Below are 20,699 nucleotides of genomic sequence, written 5' to 3'. Positions count from 1 at the left end.
TCCCTCCTTTTCTATTAGAATTTGAGACCAGCTTCACGAGCTGCTTCAGCTACAGCTTTGATACGTCCATGATAGAGATATCCTCCACGGTCGAAAACGACTGTTTCGATACCTTTTTCAAGAGCGCGCTCAGCTGCGAGCTTACCAACTGCTGCCGCAGCGTCAGTCGTGTTGCCTTTTTCAAGGTCGAGTGATGATGCAGATGCGAGTGTTGCATGTGTTGCATCGTCAATGACTTGTACGTAAATGTTCTTGTTCGAACGGAATACGTTCATACGTGGACGTGTTGCAGTCCCGATGATTGTACGACGGACACGACCATGACGTTTTTTACGCGTAGCGTTTTTATCTGCCTTTGAGATCATTTATGCCACTCCTTTCCGGTCAATTCGCATTCGCGAATTACTTACCTGTTTTACCTTCTTTACGACGAACGACTTCATCACTGTAACGAATACCTTTACCTTTGTACGGCTCAGGTTGACGGTACGAACGGATCAATGCAGCGACGTGACCAACACGTTCTTTGCTGATTCCGCGAACGATGAGTTGCGTATTCGTAGGAACTTCGACTTCGATGCCTTGTTCCGGAGTGTACTCGATTGGGTGTGAGTAACCGAGGTTGAGTACGATTTTGTTACCTTGCTTTTGTGCACGGTAACCAACACCTTGGATATCAAGTGTCTTAGCGAAACCGTTGCTAACACCTTCGACCATGTTCGCGATAAGCGCACGAGTCGTTCCGTGGATCGTACGGCTTGCTTTCTCGTCGTTCGGACGAGTGACAGTCAATTCATTACCTTCTACGTTGATCGCCATAGCTGGGCTGAACTCGCGTGAGAGTTCCCCTTTAGGACCTTTTACCGTAACCGTGTTGTTTTCAACTGTTACTGTAACGCCTGCTGGGATGACGACTGGCTTTTTACCAATACGTGACATTTAAGACACCTCCGTTCTTTTTATGCGTGTATTACCAGATGTATGCGATCACTTCGCCGCCGACTTTTTGTTGGCGAGCTTCTTTGTCAGTCATTACACCTTTAGATGTTGAAACGATAGCGATTCCGAGACCACCGAGTACTTTCGGGATTTCATCAGCTTTCGCGTAAACGCGAAGACCTGGTTTCGAGATACGTTTGAGTCCAGTGATAACGCGCTCGTTGCTTGCGCCGTATTTAAGGAATACGCGGAGCGTACCTTGTTTGCTGTCCTCGAGATATTCAACATCGCGGATGAAACCTTCACGTTTGAGGATTTCAGCGACTTCACGTTTGATTGTAGAAGCTGGCATTTCCAACTTCTCATGGCGAACCATGTTTGCATTACGAATGCGTGTAAGCATATCTGCAATCGGATCTGTCATAACCATGCGATGTACCTCCTTTCACAACTTTAATGAATTACCAGCTTGCTTTTTTAACACCAGGGATTTGACCTTTATGAGCAAGATCACGGAACTTAATACGGCTGATACCGAATTTACCAATGTAACCGTGTGGACGGCCAGTGATACTACAACGGTTGTGTAAACGAACCGCTGAAGAGTTACGTGGGAGTTTGCTCAAGCCGATGTAGTCGCCTTGTGCTTTCAATTCTGCGCGTTTTTCAGCGTAGCGCTCAACGAGTGCTTGACGTTTTACTTCACGTGCGATCATTGATTTCTTAGCCATGTTGTCGACCTCCCTTATTTTTGGAATGGCATGCCGAGTGCTGTGAGAAGCTCACGTGACTCTTCATCCGTGTTAGCAGTAGTTACGATAACGATGTCCATACCACGGACTTTCGATACGCGATCGTAGTCGATCTCTGGGAAGATCAATTGTTCCTTCACGCCTAGCGTGTAGTTACCACGGCCATCGAAAGATTTTTTCGATACGCCACGGAAGTCACGTACACGTGGAAGTGACACGTTGATCAACTTGTCGAGGAATTCGTACATGCGCTCGCCACGAAGTGTAACCTTCGCACCGATTGGCATACCTTCACGAAGTTTGAAACCAGCGATTGATTTCTTAGCTTTCGTGATGAGTGGCTTCTGACCAGTGAGGAGCTGAAGCTCTTCGACTGCCATGTCAAGTGCCTTAGAGTTCGTAACAGCGTCACCAACACCCATGTTGATTACGATTTTATCGACTTTCGGCGCTTGCATTACAGAACTGTAGTTGAATTTCTCCATCATTACTTTGACGATTTCGTCTTGGTATTTCGCTTTTAAACGGTTCATCAGAAAGTGGACCTCCTTTCTTTAAATCTTCTTATTTATCTAAAGCTTCGCCCGATTTTTTAGCGATACGTACTTTCTTGCCGTCAACCACAGTGAAACCAACGCGTGTTGGGTTACCTGTCTTAGGGTCGATGAGCATAACGTTCGATACGTGAATCGGTGCTTCTTTCTCGACAATTCCGCCTTGCGGGTTGAGTTGAGAAGGCTTTGAGTGTTTTTTGATCATGTTAACGCCTTCGACGATTACGCGATCTTTTTTAGGCATAGCTGTAAGGACAACGCCTTGTTTGCCTTTGTCTTTACCAGTCATAACCTGAACTTTATCACCTTTTTTGACATGCATCGTTAGAGCACCTCCTTGTAGGAATTCTTTGGAATTAAAGTACTTCCGGTGCCAACGAGACGATCTTCATGAAGTCTTTTTCACGAAGTTCGCGTGCGACTGGTCCGAAGATACGTGTGCCACGTGGGCTTTTGTCATCTTTGATGATGACTGCTGCGTTTTCGTCAAAACGGATGTACGAACCGTCTTTACGACGAACGCCACGTTTAGTACGAACGACTACTGCGCGTACAACTTCACCTTTTTTGACAACGCCACCTGGTGTTGCTTGTTTTACTGTACAAACAATAACGTCACCGATGTTAGCAGTTTTACGACCAGAACCACCGAGGACTTTGATCGTCAAGACTTCACGAGCTCCTGAGTTGTCTGCTACTTTTAAGCGAGATTCTTGTTGAATCATACGATTGTACCTCCCTCCGGATGTTTATTCACCCGAACTAATTAGAGTTTAGATGATTACTGCTTCTTCAATGACTTCTACGAGACGGAAACGTTTGTCCTTAGATAATGGACGTGTTTCTTGAATGCGTACAACATCACCGATTTTAGCTGTGTTGTTTTCATCATGCGCTTTGTACTTTTTAGAGTAGTTTACGCGTTTGCCGTAAAGCTTGTGCTTTACTTTTGTTTCAACTGTAACTACGATCGTTTTGTCCATTTTGTCAGAAACGACGCGTCCAGTTAACACTTTGCGGTTGTTAGTGCGTTCCATTGAGTGTTCCTCCTCTCAGAATCCGAGTGAATTATGCGTTGTTGATGCCGAGTTCGCGTTCACGAAGAACGGTTTTCGCGCGTGCAATCGACTTGCGCACTTCACGGATACGAGCAGGGTTCTCAAGCTGACCAGTCGCGAGTTGGAAACGAAGGTTGAACAACTCTTCTTTCCACGAACCGACTTTACCGTTAAGCTCTTCAGTTGTTTGCTGACGGAGATCAGTTGCTTTCATTCGTATCACCACCATTTTCTTCACGTTTTACGAACTTACATTTTACTGGAAGTTTGTGTGATGCAAGACGGAGAGCTTCGCGTGCGATCTCTTCCGATACTCCTGCGATTTCGAACATTACTTTACCCGGTTTGACGACTGCTACCCAGCCCTCCGGAGCACCTTTACCTGAACCCATTCGGACTTCAAGAGGTTTTTTAGTGTATGGCTTGTGTGGGAAGATCTTGATCCACACTTTACCACCACGTTTCATATAACGAGTCATCGCGATACGCGCTGATTCGATTTGACGGCTAGTGATCCAGCTAGCTTCTTGAGCTTGGATACCGAACTCGCCGAAGTGTACTGTAGTACCACGTTTCGCTTTACCACGCATGTTGCCGCGGTGAACACGACGATATTTTACACGTTTTGGTAACAACATGTTGTGTTGCCTCCTTCCCTAGACGGATGTGGATTATTCTTCGTTTGCTGCTGCTTTTTTCGTAGGAAGCACTTCACCGTGGTGGAGCCATACTTTTACGCCAATTTTGCCGTAAGTTGTATCAGCTTCTGCAGTACCGTAATCGATGTCTGCACGGAGTGTATGAAGTGGAACTGTTCCTTCCGAATACTTCTCAGAACGAGCGATATCAGCGCCACCAAGACGACCAGAAACTTCAGTCTTGATTCCTTTGATACCAGAACGCATTGAGCGTTGGATTGATTGCTTCATAGCACGACGGAACGATACGCGACCTTCAAGTTGGCGAGCGATGTTCTCAGCGACGAGCTTAGCAACTGCATCCGGGTTTTTCACTTCAACGACGTTAACGTGAACGCGTTTGCCTTTTGCAAGGTTAGTGATGTCTTTACGAAGTGTTTCGATTTCAGAACCGCCTTTACCGATAACCATACCAGGCTTAGCAGTGTGAAGTGAGATGTTCAAGCGGTTAGCTGCGCGCTCGATTTCTACTTTAGAGACACTAGCGTCTTTAAGACGTTTTTCGATATATTCACGAACTACGTAGTCTTCATGAAGGAGATCAGCATAGTCTTTATCTGCGAACCAACGTGATTCCCAGTCTTTGATGATACCTACGCGAAGACCAGTTGGGTTAATCTTCTGACCCACGGTAATCCCTCCTTATTTTTCAGATACCACGATGTGAACGTGGCTCGTACGTTTGTTGATGCGGCTTGCGCGACCCATTGCACGTGGGCGGAAACGTTTGAGCGTTGGACCTTCGTTTACGTAAGCCTCAGTGACTACGAGGTTTTCGATGTTCATGTCGAAGTTGTGCTCAGCGTTCGCGATTGCCGATTTCAATACTTTCTCAACGATTGGCGTTGCTGCCTTGTTCGTGTAAGCAAGAATCGAAAGTGCTTCGCCGATTTGCTTCCCGCGGATTAAGTCTACTACGAGACGTGCCTTACGAGGAGCAATGCGAACCATATTAGCCGATGCTTTTGATTGCATAATGAGTACCTCCCCTCAGATTAACGTTTCGTTTTCTTATCGTTTCCAGCATGTCCTTTGTAAGAACGTGTTGGAGCGAATTCACCAAGTTTGTGACCGACCATATCTTCTGTCACGTAAACCGGTACGTGTTTACGACCATCGTAGACAGCGATCGTGTGACCGATGAACTCTGGGAAGATTGTCGAGCGGCGTGACCAAGTTTTGATGACATGTTTGTCACCAGCTTCGTTGGCTTTATCAACCTTAGCGAGCAGATGGTGATCTGCGAATGGACCTTTTTTCAAGCTGCGACCCATAGTTGTACCTCCCTTTGGCATGATTCAGGAACGGTTCCTACGAACCGTCCAGAAATCATGTAATTATTTTTTAGAACGACGGACGATATATTTATCGCTCGCTTTGTTTTTCTTACGAGTTTTGTATCCGAGTGCCGGTTTACCCCAAGGAGTAAGTGGGCCCGAACGACCGATTGGAGCACGTCCTTCACCACCACCGTGTGGGTGATCGACTGGGTTCATGACAGAACCACGAACTGTAGGACGTTTTCCGAGCCAGCGTGAACGACCAGCTTTACCGATATTGACGAGCTCGTGCTCTTCATTACCGACAGCGCCGACTGTTGCACGGCAAGTAGCAAGGATCATACGAGTTTCGCCTGATTGAAGACGAACGATCGCGTATTTACCATCTTTACCGAGAAGCTGAGCAGAAGTACCAGCTGCGCGAACGAGCTGACCACCTTTACCTGGCTTAAGTTCGATGTTGTGGATCAACGTACCGACTGGGATGTTTGAAAGTGGAAGAGCATTACCGACTTTAATGTCAGCTTCTGGTCCAGCCATGACTTGCATGTCTACTTTCAAGCCTTTCGGTGCGAGGATGTAGCGTTTTTCACCATCGATGTAGTGGATCAATGCGATGTTAGCAGAGCGGTTTGGATCGTACTCAATTGTAGCGACACGACCAGCGATGCCATCCTTGTTCCGTTTGAAGTCGATGATACGATATTTACGTTTGTGTCCGCCACCTTGGTGACGTACTGTCAAGCGACCTTGGTTGTTACGTCCGCCCTTTTTCGAAAGCTTTTCAGTTAACGATTTTTCAGGACGTGAAGCCGTAATCTCAGCAAAGTCAAGTGCAGTCATATTACGACGACCGTTAGTGGTCGGTTTAAACTTTTTAATTCCCATCGAGAGTTCCCTCCTTTTCTACAGAGTTCCGATTAACCGAGGTAATCGAGTTCTTTGCTATCTGCAGTAAGCGTGACGACCGCTTTTTTGCGGCGTGCTGTGTAACCAGCGTGACGACCTACGCGTTTTGCTTTTGGTTTTGAGATCAATGTGTTGACTTTGTCAACTTTCACTCCGAAGATCGCTTCAACTGCATCTTTGATTTGAGTCTTAGATGCCTTCACGTCTACTTCGAATGTGTACTTTTTCTCAGCCATTTGGTTTACTGAACGTTCAGTAATGACAGGACGTTTGATAATGTCGTGTGTGTGTGCCATTATGCAAGCACCTCCTCTACTCTCGCAACAGCGTCCTTCGTAATGATGACTTTGTCATGAGCGACAAGATCAAGGACGTTTACACCTGCAGCGTCAACGACTGTGACACCTGGGATGTTGCGTGTTGAAAGAACGACTGACTCGTTGTAATCAGCAGTAACGACGAGAACTTTACGTTCGATTGAAAGAGCAGCGAATACTGCGATCATGTCCTTAGTTTTAGGAGCATCGATTGTCAATCCTTCAAGAACGATGAACTCGTTGTTAGCGACTTTCGAAGAAAGTGCTGAACGAAGTGCGAGACGACGAACCTTTTTAGGAAGTTTGTAAGCGTACGAACGTGGTGTTGGACCGAAGACTGTTCCACCGCCAACCCATTGTGGCGAACGGATCGAACCTTGGCGTGCACGACCAGTACCTTTTTGTTTCCATGGTTTACGGCCGCCACCGCGAACTTCCGAGCGACCTTTTGTATCATGTGTACCTTGGCGACGTGAAGCTTGTTGCATGACGATTGCATCGTATACGACTGCTTCATTTGGCTCGATTCCGAAAACGGCATCTGCGAGCTCGATGTCTCCAACTTGTGTACCTGTTTGGTTAAGCAAAGCTACTTTAGGCATTCGTTATTCCTCCTTTCCTTGCAAACGGATTAGTTGCCTTTAACCGCAGTTTTGATGACAACTTGGCTCTTACGTGCGCCTGGGATAGCACCCTTGACGAGGAGTAAGCCGCGTTCTGCATCAACTTTTACGATTTCAAGGTTTTGAACAGTGATTTGCTCTCCACCCATGCGTCCAGGGAGCAATTTCCCTTTGAATACACGGTTAGGAGCAACAGGACCCATTGAACCTGGGCGACGGTGGTAACGCGAACCGTGAGCCATTGGACCACGTGATTGGTTGTGACGCTTGATTGCACCAGCGAAACCTTTACCTTTCGACGTACCTGTTACATCAACCATTTCGCCTGCAGCGAAAGTATCTGCTTTAATCTCTTGACCGATTTCGAAATCTGCTACTGATGTACGGATTTCTTTAATGAAGCGCTTAGGTGTCGCGTTTGCTTTCGCAGCGTGACCTTTTTGCGGTTTGTTTTGACGACCTTCTTTGATATCACCAAAGCCGAGTTGAACTGCTTCGTAACCGTCAACTTCCGTTGTTTTCAATTGAAGAACAACGTTACCTTCGACTGAAACGACAGTAACAGGGACGACTTCGCCTGACTCGTTGAAGATTTGTGTCATACCGAGTTTAGTTCCTAAGATTCCTTTAGCCATGAGATACACCTCCTAATATTGAATGATTTTGATCTTCTGGCTAGTATCAACTATCTATAGAAGAAAAATTAAAGTTTGATTTCGATGTCAACGCCCGATGGAAGTTCGAGACGCATAAGCGCATCAACAGTTTTCGGTGTTGGGTTAACGATGTCGATCAAACGTTTGTGTGTACGCATTTCGAACTGCTCACGAGCATCTTTGTACTTGTGAACGGCACGAAGTACTGTGTAGACCGCTTTCTCCGTTGGGAGTGGGATCGGACCAGATACAGTAGCACCTGAACGTTTTGCTGTGTCGACAATTTTCTCAGCCGATTGATCAAGCACGCGGTGATCGTATGCTTTCAAACGGATCCGAATTTTTTCATTTGCCATGTTATTTCCCTCCTTTTCGCCTATTTTGTAAATAGACATTCTCCGCGGAAATTTCCACACTAGCCATGGCAATGCCGCCTGGTGTGTCATAACCTCCCGCTTCATCGCGTTGTGTTTGTGACCAACATATTCTATCATACTGAATCACCAGCAAGAATGCAAGCACTAATAAAATAGAATATGTATTCAAGTCTCTCACCACTCGCACAAACACTTTCCTCAGTATATAAGATGTCAGACCATGTTGCAAGACTGTTTTCAAAGAAATGAAAAAAGGTCTTCCGCCACGGGAGACGGAAGACCTTTGTCTTAAAAATTACTCAACGATTTCTGTAACTGATCCAGCGCCTACTGTACGGCCACCTTCACGGATTGAGAAACGAGTTTCTTTTTCAAGAGCGATTGGTGCGATGAGTTCAACAGTCATTTCGATGTTGTCCCCAGGCATAACCATTTCAGTACCTTCTGGAAGTTGAACCATACCAGTTACGTCAGTTGTACGGAAGTAGAACTGCGGGCGGTAGTTCGCGAAGAATGGCGTGTGACGGCCACCCTCTTCTTTAGAAAGAACGTAAACTTGCGCTTTGAACTTTTTGTGTGGTGTGATTGTGTTTGGTTTCGCGAGAACTTGTCCACGCTCGATGTCGTCACGTGATACACCACGGAGAAGAGCACCGATGTTGTCGCCAGCTTCAGCATAGTCAAGAAGCTTACGGAACATCTCTACACCAGTACATACTGATTTTTTAGTTTCTTCGTGAAGACCAACGATTTCGATCTCATCGTTGACTTTAAGAACTCCACGCTCAACGCGGCCAGTAGCAACTGTACCACGACCAGTGATTGAGAAGACATCCTCAACTGGCATCATGAAGTCTTTTTCAGTGTCACGAGTTGGTTCTGGGATGTACTCATCGACAGCTGCCATGAGTTCCATGATTTTTTCTTCCCATTTAGCTTCGCCGTTAAGCGCGCCAAGAGCAGAACCTTGGATAACTGGGAGGTCATCACCTGGGAAGTCGTACTCAGAAAGAAGCTCACGGATTTCCATTTCGACGAGCTCAAGAAGCTCTTCGTCGTCAACCATGTCAACTTTGTTCATGAATACTACGATGAAAGGAACACCTACTTGACGTGAAAGCAAGATGTGCTCACGTGTTTGTGGCATTGGACCATCTGTTGCAGAAACAACGAGGATCGCGCCGTCCATTTGTGCAGCACCAGTGATCATGTTTTTAACATAGTCAGCGTGACCTGGGCAGTCAACGTGTGCATAGTGGCGTTTTTCTGTTTCGTACTCGATGTGAGCTGTTGCGATTGTGATACCGCGCTCGCGCTCTTCTGGAGCACCATCGATTTGGTCAAACTTAGTTGCAGCTTTACCTTGTGCTTTTGCAAGTACAGCTGAGATAGCTGCTGTTAAAGTTGTTTTACCGTGGTCGACGTGGCCGATTGTACCAACGTTAACGTGCGGTTTAGAACGGTCGAATTTTTCCTTACCCATTCTGAATTCCTCCTCTATGTGTCTAATAATTTTTTATAACTAGGAAGGTGAGTCGTAAGATAACGTACACCTTCCTTAGCTTACACTAATCATAAAAGCGTGACAACCTGTGAAGGATTAGCCGTTCGCTTTTTTGATGATTTCTTCTGCAACTGATTTCGGTACTTCTTCGTAGTGATCGAAGTGCATCGAGTACGTTCCGCGACCTTGTGTGCGTGAACGAAGACCAGTAGCGTATCCGAACATTTCAGAAAGTGGAATCATTGAACGGACAACTTGAGCGTTACCGCGTGCTTCCATACCTTCTACGCGACCACGGCGTGATGTAACATCACCCATGATGTCTCCCATGTATTCGTCTGGGATGACGATTTCAACTTTCATCATTGGCTCAAGGATAACAGCGCCGCTCTTATCTTTGAGTTGTTTGACTGCCATTGAAGCCGCAACTTTAAATGCCATCTCGTTTGAGTCGACATCGTGGTACGATCCGAAGACGAGTGAAGCTTTTACGTCAACGACCGGGTAACCAGCAAGGATACCGTTTTGAAGTGCTTCTTCGATTCCGTGCTCAACCGCTGGGATGTATTCACGTGGAACAACACCACCGACGATTTTGTTGTTGAACTCGAAGCCAGCGCCTTCTTCGTTCGGCTCGAATTCTACGACGACGTGACCATACTGACCACGACCACCAGATTGACGAGCGAACTTCGAATCGATCTTCGCCGCTTGGCGGATCGTTTCACGGTAAGCTACTTGTGGAGCACCAACGTTTGCTTCGACTTTGAACTCGCGACGCATACGGTCAACGATGATGTCGAGGTGAAGCTCACCCATACCTGAGATGATCGTTTGACCAGTCTCTGGGTTTGTTTCAGTGCGGAACGTTGGATCCTCTTCAGCAAGCTTAGCGAGGGCTTGACCCATTTTATCTTGGTCAGCTTTCGTTTTTGGTTCGATAGCGACCGAGATAACTGGTTCTGGGAATGTCATTGATTCGAGAACGACGTTGTCTTTCTCTGCACAAAGCGTATCTCCAGTAGTTGTATCTTTCAAACCTACAGCTGCAGCGATGTCACCCGCGTATACCATCGGGATCTCTTCACGGCTGTTTGCGTGCATTTGAAGGATACGTCCAAGACGCTCACGTTTGCCTTTTGTTGAGTTTTTAACGTACGATCCTGCCGAAGCTGTACCAGAGTACACACGGAAGAATGTAAGTTTACCGACGTAAGGATCAGTCATGACTTTAAACGCGAGTGCAGAGAATGGTGCTTCGTCCGAAGACTCACGCACGATTTCTTCATCCGTATCCATGTCGATACCTGAGATCGCTTTAACGTCGATTGGTGATGGGAGGTAATCGAGAACTGCGTCAAGCATAAGCTGAACACCTTTGTTCTTGAATGCCGAACCTACGAGTACAGGATAGAAGTCAACTGTCAGAGTTGCTTTACGGATAGCCGCTTTCAACTCGTCGATTGTGATTTCTTCACCCTCGAGGTATTTCATCATCAATTCTTCTTCGTAATCCGCAACTGCTTCGATCAATGATCCACGGAGTTCTTCAGCTTGATCAGCGAGATCAGCTGGGAAACCGTCAGTCACTTCGATGTCAGTTCCGAGATCGTTGCCGTACATGTATGTTTTCTGTTCGACGAGGTCGATGATTCCTTTGAATTCATCTTCCGCACCGATTGGAATTTGGATCGCGTGTGCGTTCGCTTGGAGGCGTTCGCGAAGCGTTCCAACCGAGTACAAGAAGTCTGCACCGATTTTATCCATTTTGTTAACGAAAACGATACGTGGTACGCCATAAGTTGTAGCTTGGCGCCATACTGTCTCAGTTTGTGGCTCAACACCAGACTGAGCGTCAAGTACTGCTACCGCACCATCAAGTACGCGAAGTGAACGTTCAACCTCAACTGTGAAGTCTACGTGTCCAGGTGTATCGATGATGTTTACGCGGTTACCTTTCCATTGAGCAGTTGTTGCTGCTGATGTAATCGTGATCCCACGCTCTTGCTCTTGCTCCATCCAGTCCATTTGTGAAGCACCTTCGTGCGTTTCACCAATCTTGTGGATACGACCCGTGTAATACAGGATACGCTCAGTCGTTGTTGTTTTACCAGCATCGATGTGAGCCATGATCCCGATGTTACGAGTGTTCTTAAGGGAGAATTCTCTTGCCATCTTTAAACATTCTCCTTTCGCATTTTAGTTTAGTGGTCGTGTGTTGCCACACGTCATGACTATACCCGAAAGCCACCTCATAATTCCATAAAAAATGGCATGCATGAGGTGGTGATTTTCGGAATTACCAGCGGTAGTGAGCAAACGCTTTGTTCGCTTCCGCCATTTTGTGCATATCTTCGCGCTTCTTAACAGAAGCACCAGTGTTGTTTGCAGCGTCCATGATTTCGTTAGCAAGGCGCGCATCCATAGTTTTTTCGTTACGGAGACGTGAGTAGTTCACGAGGTAACGAAGTGCGAGTGTCGTACGACGCTCTGGGCGAACTTCGACAGGAACTTGATAGTTAGCTCCACCTACACGGCGTGCTTTAACTTCAAGAACTGGCATGATGTTGTTCATCGCTTCTTCAAAGACTTCCATTGCATCGCGACCTGAACGTTCAGCGATAGTTTCGAAAGCTTTGTATAAGATTTGTTGAGCAGTACCTTTTTTACCATCTAACATAAGACGGTTGATAAGGCGGGTAACGAGTTTAGAGTTGTAGATCGGATCAGCCATTACATCACGACGTTCTGCTTGACCTTTACGTGGCATTCCGAGTCCCTCCTTTCATATAGTGAGGTGATATCTTAAGATATCTAGATTATTTTTTAACTTTAGGACGTTTAGTACCGTATTTCGAACGACCTTGCATACGGCCGTCAACACCAGCTGTATCAAGCGCACCACGAACGATGTGGTAACGTACCCCTGGTAAGTCTTTTACGCGGCCGCCGCGGATAAGAACAACACTGTGCTCTTGAAGGTTGTGGCCGATACCTGGGATGTAAGCTGTTACTTCCATTGTGTTCGTCAAACGTACACGTGCGTATTTACGAAGAGCCGAGTTCGGTTTCTTCGGAGTCATTGTACCTACACGAGTACAAACACCACGTTTTTGTGGTGAGCTGATGTCAGTACGAGCTTTAATGAAGCTGTTGTACCCTTTGTTCAGCGCTGGCGAATCTGATTTCACAACTTTTGATTGACGTCCTTTACGGACTAATTGGTTGATAGTAGGCATCTTTGAGATCCTCCCTTCCTGAATTCATGACAAATTTCAAAACCACCGAGCCGGGTGGTTCATCGAAAGTCATAATGAAACGTTTTGCGTGGCTCAGGCATTCCATCGCCACACAAAACGCATTATCAAACTTTCTTAATGGCAACAGCGGTTGCTGCGACATCGATTCCACAAGCTTTTCCAAGCTCTTGCTTAGAAGGAACATTCACGACTGGAACGTTAGCTTGTTTCGCCGCATCGAGCAATGCTTGTTTTACGTGTTCATCTGCGTCATCCGCAATGATCACTTCCGACGCCTTGCCAGATCGCAATGCTTTGAGCGTTTGCTTTTGACCGACAAACTTCAAATCTGCGCCGACTACTTTTTTGTAAGACATGAAGATATCCTCCAAAATAACACAGCCGGTTGGCAACACTATATCATAGTAGCACCGCCATACCGGCGTGTCAAGGCGTTTTATTCTACCGGAGAATCGGCTTCTACAGGTGCTTCGCCAGCTACTTCGAGATCGATCTGACGGTAACGTGCCATCCCAGTACCAGCTGGAACCAACTTACCGATGATGACGTTCTCTTTCAAGCCGCGAAGGTAGTCGCTCTTCCCTTTAATCGCTGCATCCGTAAGGACACGAGTCGTTTCTTGGAACGACGCAGCCGATAGGAATGAATCTGTTTCAAGTGACGCTTTCGTGATACCGAGAAGAACTGGTTTCGCCGAAGCGAGGGCTTTCCCGTTACGGAGCGCTTCTTTACAAGCTTCCTTGAACGTGCTGATATCGACGAGCGAACCTGGTAAGAGTGAAGTCTCACCAGACTCGATGACACGTACGCGACGGATCATTTGGCGAACCATGACCTCGACGTGTTTGTCACCGATCTCAACCCCTTGCATCCGGTATACTTTTTGAACTTCTTGGAGCAAGTAGTTCTGAACGCCGGATACACCTTTAACGTTCAAGAGTTCTTTCGGATCGATCGAACCTTCCGTGAAGACTTGACCGGCTTTGACCTCGTCCCCGAGCTGAACACGTAGACGCGAACCGAATGGGATCGTGTATGTGCGTGTTTCGCTGAGTCCTTGGACCGTCAATTCACGTTTGTCACGCGATTCCGTGAAGTCGATGACTTGACCATCGATTTCCGAGATGACCGCTTGACCTTTCGGGTTACGCGCTTCGAACAACTCTTGGATACGCGGAAGACCTTGTGTGATATCGTCCCCGGCAACCCCACCTGTGTGGAAGGTACGCATCGTAAGCTGCGTTCCTGGCTCACCGATTGATTGTGCCGCGATGATACCGACAGCTTCGCCGACTTCGACGTCGTTGCCTGTTGCCAAGTTGCGTCCGTAACATTTCTTACAGACACCATGGCTTGTGTTACATGTGAAGGCAGTACGGATCTCAACGTTGTCGACACCAGCGTCCGTGATGGCACGCGCGAGGTCTTCATCGATGAGTTCGTTCGTTGAAACGAGGACTTCTCCTGTTTCAGGGTGAACGACGTTTTCGAATGCCGTACGGCCGACAAGGCGGTCGTAGAGGCTTTCAATCTCTTCCGTTCCTTCACGGAGTGCTGTGACGCGGATACCACGATCCGTTCCACAATCATCTTCACGGATGATGACGTCTTGAGCGACGTCAACGAGACGACGAGTCAGGTAACCTGAGTCAGCCGTTTTCAAGGCTGTATCGGCAAGACCTTTACGCGCACCGTGTGTTGAGATGAAGTATTCCTGTACCGTTAGACCCTCACGGAACGATGATTTGATCGGGAGCTCGATGATCCGTCCACTTGGAGCGGCCATGAGTCCACGCATACCAGCGAGCTGCGTGAAGTTCGACGCGTTACCACGGGCACCGGAGTCACTCATCATGAAGATCGGGTTGAGACGGTTGAGGGATTTCATCAGACGAGACTGAATTTCATCCTTCGCATCATTCCACGATTTAACGACGCGCTCATAGCGCTCGTCTTCTGTGATGAGACCACGACGGTACGATTTCATGACGCGGTCGACATTGTCCTGCGCTTCAACAAGAATTTCTTGTTTATCCGGAAGAACGATGATGTCCGCGATCCCTACCGTGATACCGGCACGAGTCGAGTGTTTGAATCCGAGGTTTTTCATGCGGTCGAGCATGCGGCTTGTTTCTGTTGTCTCAAACCGTTTGAAGACTTCCGCGATGACATTTCCAAGGAATCCTTTTTTGAACGGGTCGATGATCGGACGGTTCTTCAGTTCTGCCGCGACATCTGTTCCTTTTTCAAGGAAGTACTTGTCTGGCGTCGCTTCTTGAAGGTTCGTCATCGTTGGTTCGTTCAAGTAAGGGAACGTCGTTGGGAGGATCTCGTTGAAGATCAACTTACCGACTGTTGTAATCAATAATTTCTCGTTTTGCTCTTCCGTGAATGTCGGGTTTTTCAGAACGCCGGCTGGAATCGCAACACGTGTATGGAAGTGCGCATAACCATTTTGGTAAGCGATGAGCGCTTCGTTCACTGTCGAGAAGATTTTACCTTCGCCGATCGCGTTTTCGCGCTCGAGCGTGAGGTAGTAGTTACCGAGGACCATATCCTGCGATGGTGTAACAACAGGTTTACCGTCTTTCGGGTTCAAGATGTTTTGTGCAGCGAGCATGAGAAGACGCGCTTCTGCTTGTGCTTCTGCCGAAAGTGGTACGTGAACCGCCATTTGGTCACCATCGAAATCGGCGTTGTATGCCGTACATACGAGTGGGTGAAGGCGAATCGCGCGTCCTTCGACGAGCGTTGGTTCGAACGCCTGGATACCGAGACGGTGAAGTGTCGGTGCACGGTTCAAGAGAACCGGATGCTCACGGATGACTTCTTCGAGGACATCCCAGATTTCAGGTTGAACGCGCTCGATTTTCCGTTTCGCACTCTTGATGTTCGGTGCGATGCCACGAGAGACGAGTTCTTTCATGACGAACGGTTTGAAGAGCTCAAGGGCCATTTCTTTTGGAAGACCACATTGATACATCTTCAGGTTTGGACCAACGACGATAACCGAACGACCAGAGTAGTCGACACGTTTACCGAGCAAGTTTTGACGGAAACGTCCTTGTTTCCCTTTCAACATGTGTGAAAGTGATTTAAGTGGACGGTTACCTGGTCCAGTGACTGGACGACCGCGACGACCGTTATCGATCAAAGCATCAACTGCTTCTTGAAGCATCCGTTTTTCATTCTGAACGATGATGTTCGGAGCGCCAAGGTCAAGAAGACGCTTGAGACGGTTGTTACGGTTGATGACGCGGCGGTACAAGTCGTTCAAGTCAGACGTTGCGAAACGTCCGCCATCGAGTTGAACCATCGGACGAAGTTCCGGTGGGATGACTGGAAGTACTTCAAGCACCATCCATTCTGGATTGTTGCCTGAGTTACGGAACGCATCGAGGACTTCAAGGCGTTTGATCGCACGCGTACGACGTTGTCCTTGAATCATACGAAGCTCTTCACGTAATGCAGCGACTTCTTTATCGAGTTCTACGTCACGGAGCAATTTACGAACTGCTTCCGCACCCATTTCAGCAGTGAACGAACGACCGAACTTCTCACGATAGGCACGGTATTCTTTCTCTGAAAGGAGTTGTTTCTTCTCAAGTGTCGATTCGCCTGGATCTGTGACGACGTACGACGCGAAGTAGATGATCTCTTCTAACGCACGCGGTGACATGTCGAGGACGAGTCCCATACGGCTAGGAATTCCTTTGAAGTACCAGATGTGCGAAACCGGTGCTGCGAGCTCGATGTGACCCATGCGCTCACGACGGACTTTCGACTTCGTGACTTCAACGCCACAGCGGTCACAAATGATTCCTTTATAGCGGATCCGTTTGTATTTACCACAGTAACATTCCCAGTCTTTTGTTGGACCAAAGATACGTTCACAGAACAAACCGTCTTTCTCCGGTTTGAGTGTACGATAGTTGATCGTCTCCGGCTTTTTCACTTCCCCGAAAGACCATGAACGGATCTTTTCGGGGGAAGCGAGGCCGATTTGCATATATTCAAATCTATTAACATCTACCAAGGGGTGGACCTCCCTTTCGCTTATTCCTCTTCAGTAACAACTGGTGCGACAGGCGCTTGAACTTCTTCGAGTGCTGGAGTCGCGTTCGGGATATTGTCCTCGTCTTCGTCGCGCATTTCGATTTCTTCATCATCAGCAGACATCATCTTGACGTCCATACCAAGGGATTGAAGCTCTTTAATGAGGACTCGGAACGATTCCGGTACGCCCGGTTGTGGTACATTCTCACCTTTAACGATTGCTTCGTACGCTTTAACACGACCGATCGTGTCATCCGACTTGATTGTAAGGATCTCTTGGAGCGTGTAGGCTGCGCCGTATGCTTCAAGTGCCCATACTTCCATCTCACCGAAACGCTGACCACCGAACTGGGCTTTACCACCGAGCGGTTGTTGTGTGACGAGTGAGTATGGTCCTGTCGAACGTGCGTGAAGTTTATCATCGACCATGTGAGCAAGTTTAATCATATACATGACACCGACAGAGATGCGGTTGTCGAACGCTTCACCCGAACGACCATCATAAAGGACAGTCTTCGCGTCGCGATCCATACCTGCTTCTTCAATCGTTGCCCAAACATCTTCCTCACGCGCACCATCGAATACCGGTGATGCGACTTTGATGCCGAGTTGACGTGCTGCCATCCCGAGGTGAAGCTCGAGCAACTGCCCGATGTTCATCCGTGATGGAACCCCAAGTGGGTTCAACATGATGTCAATTGGCGTACCGTCTGGCATGTACGGCATGTCTTCTTCTGGAAGGATACGCGAGATAACACCTTTGTTACCGTGACGACCCGCCATTTTGTCACCCTCGTGAATCTTACGCTTCTGAACGATATAAGCACGGATCAACTGGTTGACACCAGGTGAGAGCTCGTCCCCATTATCGCGATCGAAGATTTTGACGTCGAGGATGATTCCATCACCACCGTGTGGTACACGGAGAGATGTATCACGGACTTCACGTGCTTTTTCACCGAAGATTGCATGAAGAAGACGTTCTTCCGCTGTCAATTCCGTTACACCCTTCGGCGTAACTTTACCGACGAGGATATCGCCGTCCTTGACTTCCGCACCGACGCGGATGATTCCGCGATCGTCGAGGTTTTTCAAGGCATCATCACCGACGTTCGGAATATCACGTGTGATTTCTTCCGGTCCGAGTTTCGTATCACGCGACTCACATTCGTATTCTTCGATGTGGATCGATGTGTAGACGTCATCTTTGACAAGACGCTCACTCATGATGACAGCATCCTCATAGTTGTAACCATCCCATGTCATGAAACCGACGAGTACGTTGCGACCAAGCGCAAGTTCCCCACCGTCCATCGATGGACCATCTGCAAGGATCTCGCCTTTATCGACTGGGTCGCCTGCTTTGATGATTGGTTTTTGGTTATAACACGTTCCTTGGTTAGAACGGATGAATTTTTGAATCTTGTAACGGTCGAGTTCACCTTCAACGATGTTGCCATCGACTTCCGTCGTACGACGGACAAGGATTTCACGCGCCGTGACACGCTCAGCGATCCCTGCGTGCTTCGCAACGACAGCGGCTCCTGAGTCTTTCGCAGACACGTACTCCATTCCTGTACCGACAATCGGAGATTCCGGGTTCAGAAGTGGGACGGCCTGACGTTGCATGTTCGCTCCCATGAGGGCACGGTTCGAGTCATCGTTCTCAAGGAACGGGATACAAGCCGTTGCGGCAGATACAACCTGCTTCGGCGAAACGTCCATGTAATCGACACGTGCTGGTTCGACAGACAAGTTTTGTCCACGGAAACGTGAAAGGACGTGTGAATCTTGGAACGTCTTCTCTTCCGTCAACAACATGTTTGCCTGTGCGACGACGTAGAGATCCTCTTCGTCAGCAGTCATGTAGTGGATTTCATCCGTGACGACGCCCGTTTCTGGATCGACACGACGATATGGCGCTTCGATGAAGCCGTACTCATTGACCTTCGCGTACGAAGACAACGAGTTGATCAAACCGATGTTTGGTCCCTCTGGCGTTTCGATCGGACACATACGGGAATAGTGCGAGTAGTGTACGTCACGAACTTCGAAACCAGCGCGCTCACGTGTCAAACCACCAGGTCCGAGTGCTGAAAGACGACGTTTGTGCGTCAATTCCGCAAGCGGGTTCGTTTGATCCATGAACTGAGACAACTGCGAGCTACCGAAGAACTCTTTAATCGATGCGATAACTGGACGAATGTTGATCAATGCCTGTGGCGTGATCGCATTCTGATCCTGAATCGACATCCGTTCCTTAACGACACGTTCCATCCGTGAGAGACCGATCCGGAATTGGTTCTGGAGCAGCTCACCGACTGAACGAAGACGACGGTTACCAAGGTGGTCGATATCGTCTGTCGTACCGACTTCATGCAACAAGTTGAAGAAGTAGTTGATGGCAGCAATCATGTCAGCAGGCGTGATGTGCTTGATGTCACGATCGATGTTACCGTTACCGATGATATTGATGATGCGTTCACCTTCAGCATCGTCCGGTGCGAACACCTTGATTGACTGTAAGTTGAAAGCCTCACCCTGCGTCACGCCGCCTGTAGGCGTCGCTTCGATGTAACCAACGGATCCTTCAAGGAATGGAAGGACTTTATCGAGCATACGACGATCAAGGACCGTTCCTGCTTCCGCGATGACTTCACCTGTCTCAGGATCAACAAGCGTTTCCGCAAGTTTTTGACCGAAGAGACGGTTCTTAAGATGAAGCTTTTTATTGATTTTATAACGACCAACGTTTGCCAAATCATAACGTTTCGGGTCAAAGAAGCGCGACACGAGCAACGCTTTTGCGTTTTCGACTGTCGGCGGCTCTCCCGGACGTAGACGCTCATAAATCTCGATGAGGGCTTTTTCCGTTGATTCCGTATTATCTTTTTCAAGTGAATTCCGGAGGTACTCATCATCACCGAGAAGATCGATGATTTCCTGATCCGTACCGAAACCAAGAGCACGTAAAAGAACCGTTACTGGAATCTTACGCGTGCGATCAATGCGAACATAAACGATGTCTTTCGCGTCTGTCTCGAGCTCGAGCCATGCACCACGGTTTGGGATGACTGTCGCGGAGAATCCACGCTTACCGTTCTTATCTAACTTATTGTTGTAATAAACACTTGGCGAACGAACAAGCTGCGAAACGATTACGCGCTCCGCTCCATTGATGATGAATGTTCCCGACTCCGTCATAAGCGGGAAGTCACCCATGAAGACTTCTTGTTCTTTCAATTCACCCGTCTCTTTATTTTGAAGACGGACTTTAACGCGTAGTGGTGCCGAATAGGTCACGTCGCGCTCTTTCGATTCATCGATCGAATACTTCGGCTCTCCGAGCGAGTAGTCGATGAATTCTAATACGAGATTCCCTGTGAAATCGGAAATCGGCGAAATGTCATGAAACATCTCACGAAGACCTTCCCGCAGGAACCACTCATACGAATTCGTTTGAATCTCGATTAAGTTTGGAAGTTCCAATACTTCGCTGATACGTGCATAGCTTCTTCTCTGACGGTGACGACCGTACTGAACAAGTTGACCAGTCAACTGATTCACCTCTCAGACCCACTTCTTCTTATAGAGAAGGACGGGTGTAATATCGAACATTGAAGCCATTTTTTGATTGATAAGCGCAAAAAAGCGACGTCTTGTCTACTCAATCATCTGTAGTCGAGAACGCCAGCTGCTTTCAAACATCTTATCCA

Annotated in this window: 25 protein-coding genes; all 25 read right to left on the bottom strand. The window is 47.8% G+C overall.

The features are described from left to right. Window positions 1-14: 14 nt before the first annotated feature. The 25 genes from rplR to rpoB all read right to left on the bottom strand — a co-directional run bounded on the left by rplR (window position 15) and on the right by rpoB (window position 20,541). Complete coding sequence (rplR, locus tag ASF99_RS02260; RefSeq protein WP_023466638.1) at window positions 15-365, bottom strand: 50S ribosomal protein L18; 351 nt, start codon at window positions 363-365, stop codon at window positions 15-17. Between the two features lie 37 nt (window positions 366-402). Further along, window positions 403-939 carry a 50S ribosomal protein L6 gene (gene rplF, locus ASF99_RS02255; RefSeq protein ID WP_023466637.1) on the bottom strand — a complete coding sequence of 179 codons (537 nt, stop codon included), beginning with the start codon at window positions 937-939 and terminating at the stop codon, window positions 403-405. 31 nt (window positions 940-970) lie between these two features. Beyond that, on the bottom strand, window positions 971-1,369 hold the full coding sequence (gene rpsH / locus ASF99_RS02250; protein WP_012369023.1) for a 30S ribosomal protein S8: 399 nt from the start codon (window positions 1,367-1,369) through the stop codon (window positions 971-973). Window positions 1,370-1,400: 31 nt separating this feature from the next. Continuing rightward, the gene (gene rpsN / locus ASF99_RS02245) at window positions 1,401-1,670 is read right to left on the bottom strand and encodes a 30S ribosomal protein S14 (protein ID WP_023466636.1); all 270 of its coding nucleotides are present in this window, start codon (window positions 1,668-1,670) and stop codon (window positions 1,401-1,403) included. A gap of 14 nt (window positions 1,671-1,684) precedes the next feature. After that, the gene (gene rplE / locus ASF99_RS02240; protein ID WP_023466635.1) at window positions 1,685-2,224 is read right to left on the bottom strand and encodes a 50S ribosomal protein L5; all 540 of its coding nucleotides are present in this window, start codon (window positions 2,222-2,224) and stop codon (window positions 1,685-1,687) included. A 31-nt stretch (window positions 2,225-2,255) separates the two neighbouring features. Then, window positions 2,256-2,567 carry a 50S ribosomal protein L24 gene (gene rplX, locus ASF99_RS02235; RefSeq protein ID WP_012369020.1) on the bottom strand — a complete coding sequence of 104 codons (312 nt, stop codon included), beginning with the start codon at window positions 2,565-2,567 and terminating at the stop codon, window positions 2,256-2,258. A gap of 34 nt (window positions 2,568-2,601) precedes the next feature. Beyond that, on the bottom strand, window positions 2,602-2,970 hold the full coding sequence (gene rplN / locus ASF99_RS02230) for a 50S ribosomal protein L14 (RefSeq protein ID WP_012369019.1): 369 nt from the start codon (window positions 2,968-2,970) through the stop codon (window positions 2,602-2,604). A 48-nt stretch (window positions 2,971-3,018) separates the two neighbouring features. Beyond that, window positions 3,019-3,282 (bottom strand): 30S ribosomal protein S17, encoded by a 264-nt coding sequence (gene rpsQ / locus ASF99_RS02225; RefSeq protein WP_023466634.1) that lies wholly within the window; start codon window positions 3,280-3,282, stop codon window positions 3,019-3,021. A 31-nt stretch (window positions 3,283-3,313) separates the two neighbouring features. Then, a complete protein-coding gene (rpmC, locus tag ASF99_RS02220; protein WP_012369017.1) occupies window positions 3,314-3,517 on the bottom strand; it encodes a 50S ribosomal protein L29 in 204 nt (67 codons plus the stop codon). Continuing rightward, on the bottom strand, window positions 3,504-3,941 hold the full coding sequence (gene rplP, locus ASF99_RS02215) for a 50S ribosomal protein L16 (RefSeq protein WP_012369016.1): 438 nt from the start codon (window positions 3,939-3,941) through the stop codon (window positions 3,504-3,506). Before rplP ends, rpmC begins: the two co-directional genes overlap by 14 nt. Window positions 3,942-3,974: 33 nt before the next feature. After that, window positions 3,975-4,631 carry a 30S ribosomal protein S3 gene (rpsC, locus tag ASF99_RS02210; RefSeq protein WP_023466633.1) on the bottom strand — a complete coding sequence of 219 codons (657 nt, stop codon included), beginning with the start codon at window positions 4,629-4,631 and terminating at the stop codon, window positions 3,975-3,977. Between the two features lie 12 nt (window positions 4,632-4,643). Then, window positions 4,644-4,976: a 50S ribosomal protein L22 gene (gene rplV / locus ASF99_RS02205; protein ID WP_012369014.1), complete on the bottom strand. Its 333-nt coding sequence runs from the start codon at window positions 4,974-4,976 to the stop codon at window positions 4,644-4,646. 20 nt (window positions 4,977-4,996) lie between these two features. After that, a complete protein-coding gene (gene rpsS / locus ASF99_RS02200; RefSeq protein ID WP_012369013.1) occupies window positions 4,997-5,275 on the bottom strand; it encodes a 30S ribosomal protein S19 in 279 nt (92 codons plus the stop codon). Window positions 5,276-5,338: 63 nt separating this feature from the next. Further along, window positions 5,339-6,169 carry a 50S ribosomal protein L2 gene (gene rplB, locus ASF99_RS02195; RefSeq protein WP_023466632.1) on the bottom strand — a complete coding sequence of 277 codons (831 nt, stop codon included), beginning with the start codon at window positions 6,167-6,169 and terminating at the stop codon, window positions 5,339-5,341. 32 nt (window positions 6,170-6,201) lie between these two features. Further along, window positions 6,202-6,486: a 50S ribosomal protein L23 gene (gene rplW, locus ASF99_RS02190; protein WP_023466631.1), complete on the bottom strand. Its 285-nt coding sequence runs from the start codon at window positions 6,484-6,486 to the stop codon at window positions 6,202-6,204. Continuing rightward, complete coding sequence (rplD, locus tag ASF99_RS02185; protein WP_023466630.1) at window positions 6,486-7,109, bottom strand: 50S ribosomal protein L4; 624 nt, start codon at window positions 7,107-7,109, stop codon at window positions 6,486-6,488. The genes rplW and rplD overlap by 1 nt, the downstream gene beginning before the upstream one ends. Window positions 7,110-7,138: 29 nt before the next feature. After that, window positions 7,139-7,765, bottom strand: a complete 627-nt coding sequence (rplC, locus tag ASF99_RS02180; RefSeq protein ID WP_023466629.1) for a 50S ribosomal protein L3 — start codon at window positions 7,763-7,765, stop codon at window positions 7,139-7,141. 68 nt (window positions 7,766-7,833) lie between these two features. Beyond that, entirely contained in the window at window positions 7,834-8,142 is a 309-nt protein-coding gene (rpsJ, locus tag ASF99_RS02175) for a 30S ribosomal protein S10 (protein ID WP_029343090.1), read from the bottom strand. 316 nt (window positions 8,143-8,458) lie between these two features. Continuing rightward, complete coding sequence (tuf, locus tag ASF99_RS02165) at window positions 8,459-9,646, bottom strand: elongation factor Tu (RefSeq protein WP_023466627.1); 1,188 nt, start codon at window positions 9,644-9,646, stop codon at window positions 8,459-8,461. 117 nt (window positions 9,647-9,763) lie between these two features. Then, window positions 9,764-11,842, bottom strand: a complete 2,079-nt coding sequence (gene fusA / locus ASF99_RS02160) for an elongation factor G (protein ID WP_050677142.1) — start codon at window positions 11,840-11,842, stop codon at window positions 9,764-9,766. Between the two features lie 124 nt (window positions 11,843-11,966). Then, entirely contained in the window at window positions 11,967-12,437 is a 471-nt protein-coding gene (gene rpsG / locus ASF99_RS02155) for a 30S ribosomal protein S7 (protein ID WP_023466623.1), read from the bottom strand. A 49-nt stretch (window positions 12,438-12,486) separates the two neighbouring features. Further along, on the bottom strand, window positions 12,487-12,906 hold the full coding sequence (gene rpsL / locus ASF99_RS02150) for a 30S ribosomal protein S12 (protein ID WP_023466621.1): 420 nt from the start codon (window positions 12,904-12,906) through the stop codon (window positions 12,487-12,489). A 125-nt stretch (window positions 12,907-13,031) separates the two neighbouring features. Next, complete coding sequence (locus ASF99_RS02145; RefSeq protein WP_023466620.1) at window positions 13,032-13,283, bottom strand: ribosomal L7Ae/L30e/S12e/Gadd45 family protein; 252 nt, start codon at window positions 13,281-13,283, stop codon at window positions 13,032-13,034. A gap of 80 nt (window positions 13,284-13,363) precedes the next feature. Then, window positions 13,364-16,963: a DNA-directed RNA polymerase subunit beta' gene (gene rpoC / locus ASF99_RS02140; RefSeq protein ID WP_035399361.1), complete on the bottom strand. Its 3,600-nt coding sequence runs from the start codon at window positions 16,961-16,963 to the stop codon at window positions 13,364-13,366. A gap of 20 nt (window positions 16,964-16,983) precedes the next feature. Then, on the bottom strand, window positions 16,984-20,541 hold the full coding sequence (gene rpoB, locus ASF99_RS02135) for a DNA-directed RNA polymerase subunit beta (RefSeq protein WP_035399374.1): 3,558 nt from the start codon (window positions 20,539-20,541) through the stop codon (window positions 16,984-16,986). Window positions 20,542-20,699 lie beyond the last annotated feature (158 nt).

This window comes from Exiguobacterium sp. Leaf187, assembly GCF_001423925.1.
GTDB classification, from domain to species: domain Bacteria; phylum Bacillota; class Bacilli; order Exiguobacteriales; family Exiguobacteriaceae; genus Exiguobacterium_A; species Exiguobacterium_A indicum.
The sequence above is the reverse complement of the archived record's forward strand: the minus strand, read 5'-3'. Positions and strand labels throughout refer to the sequence as shown.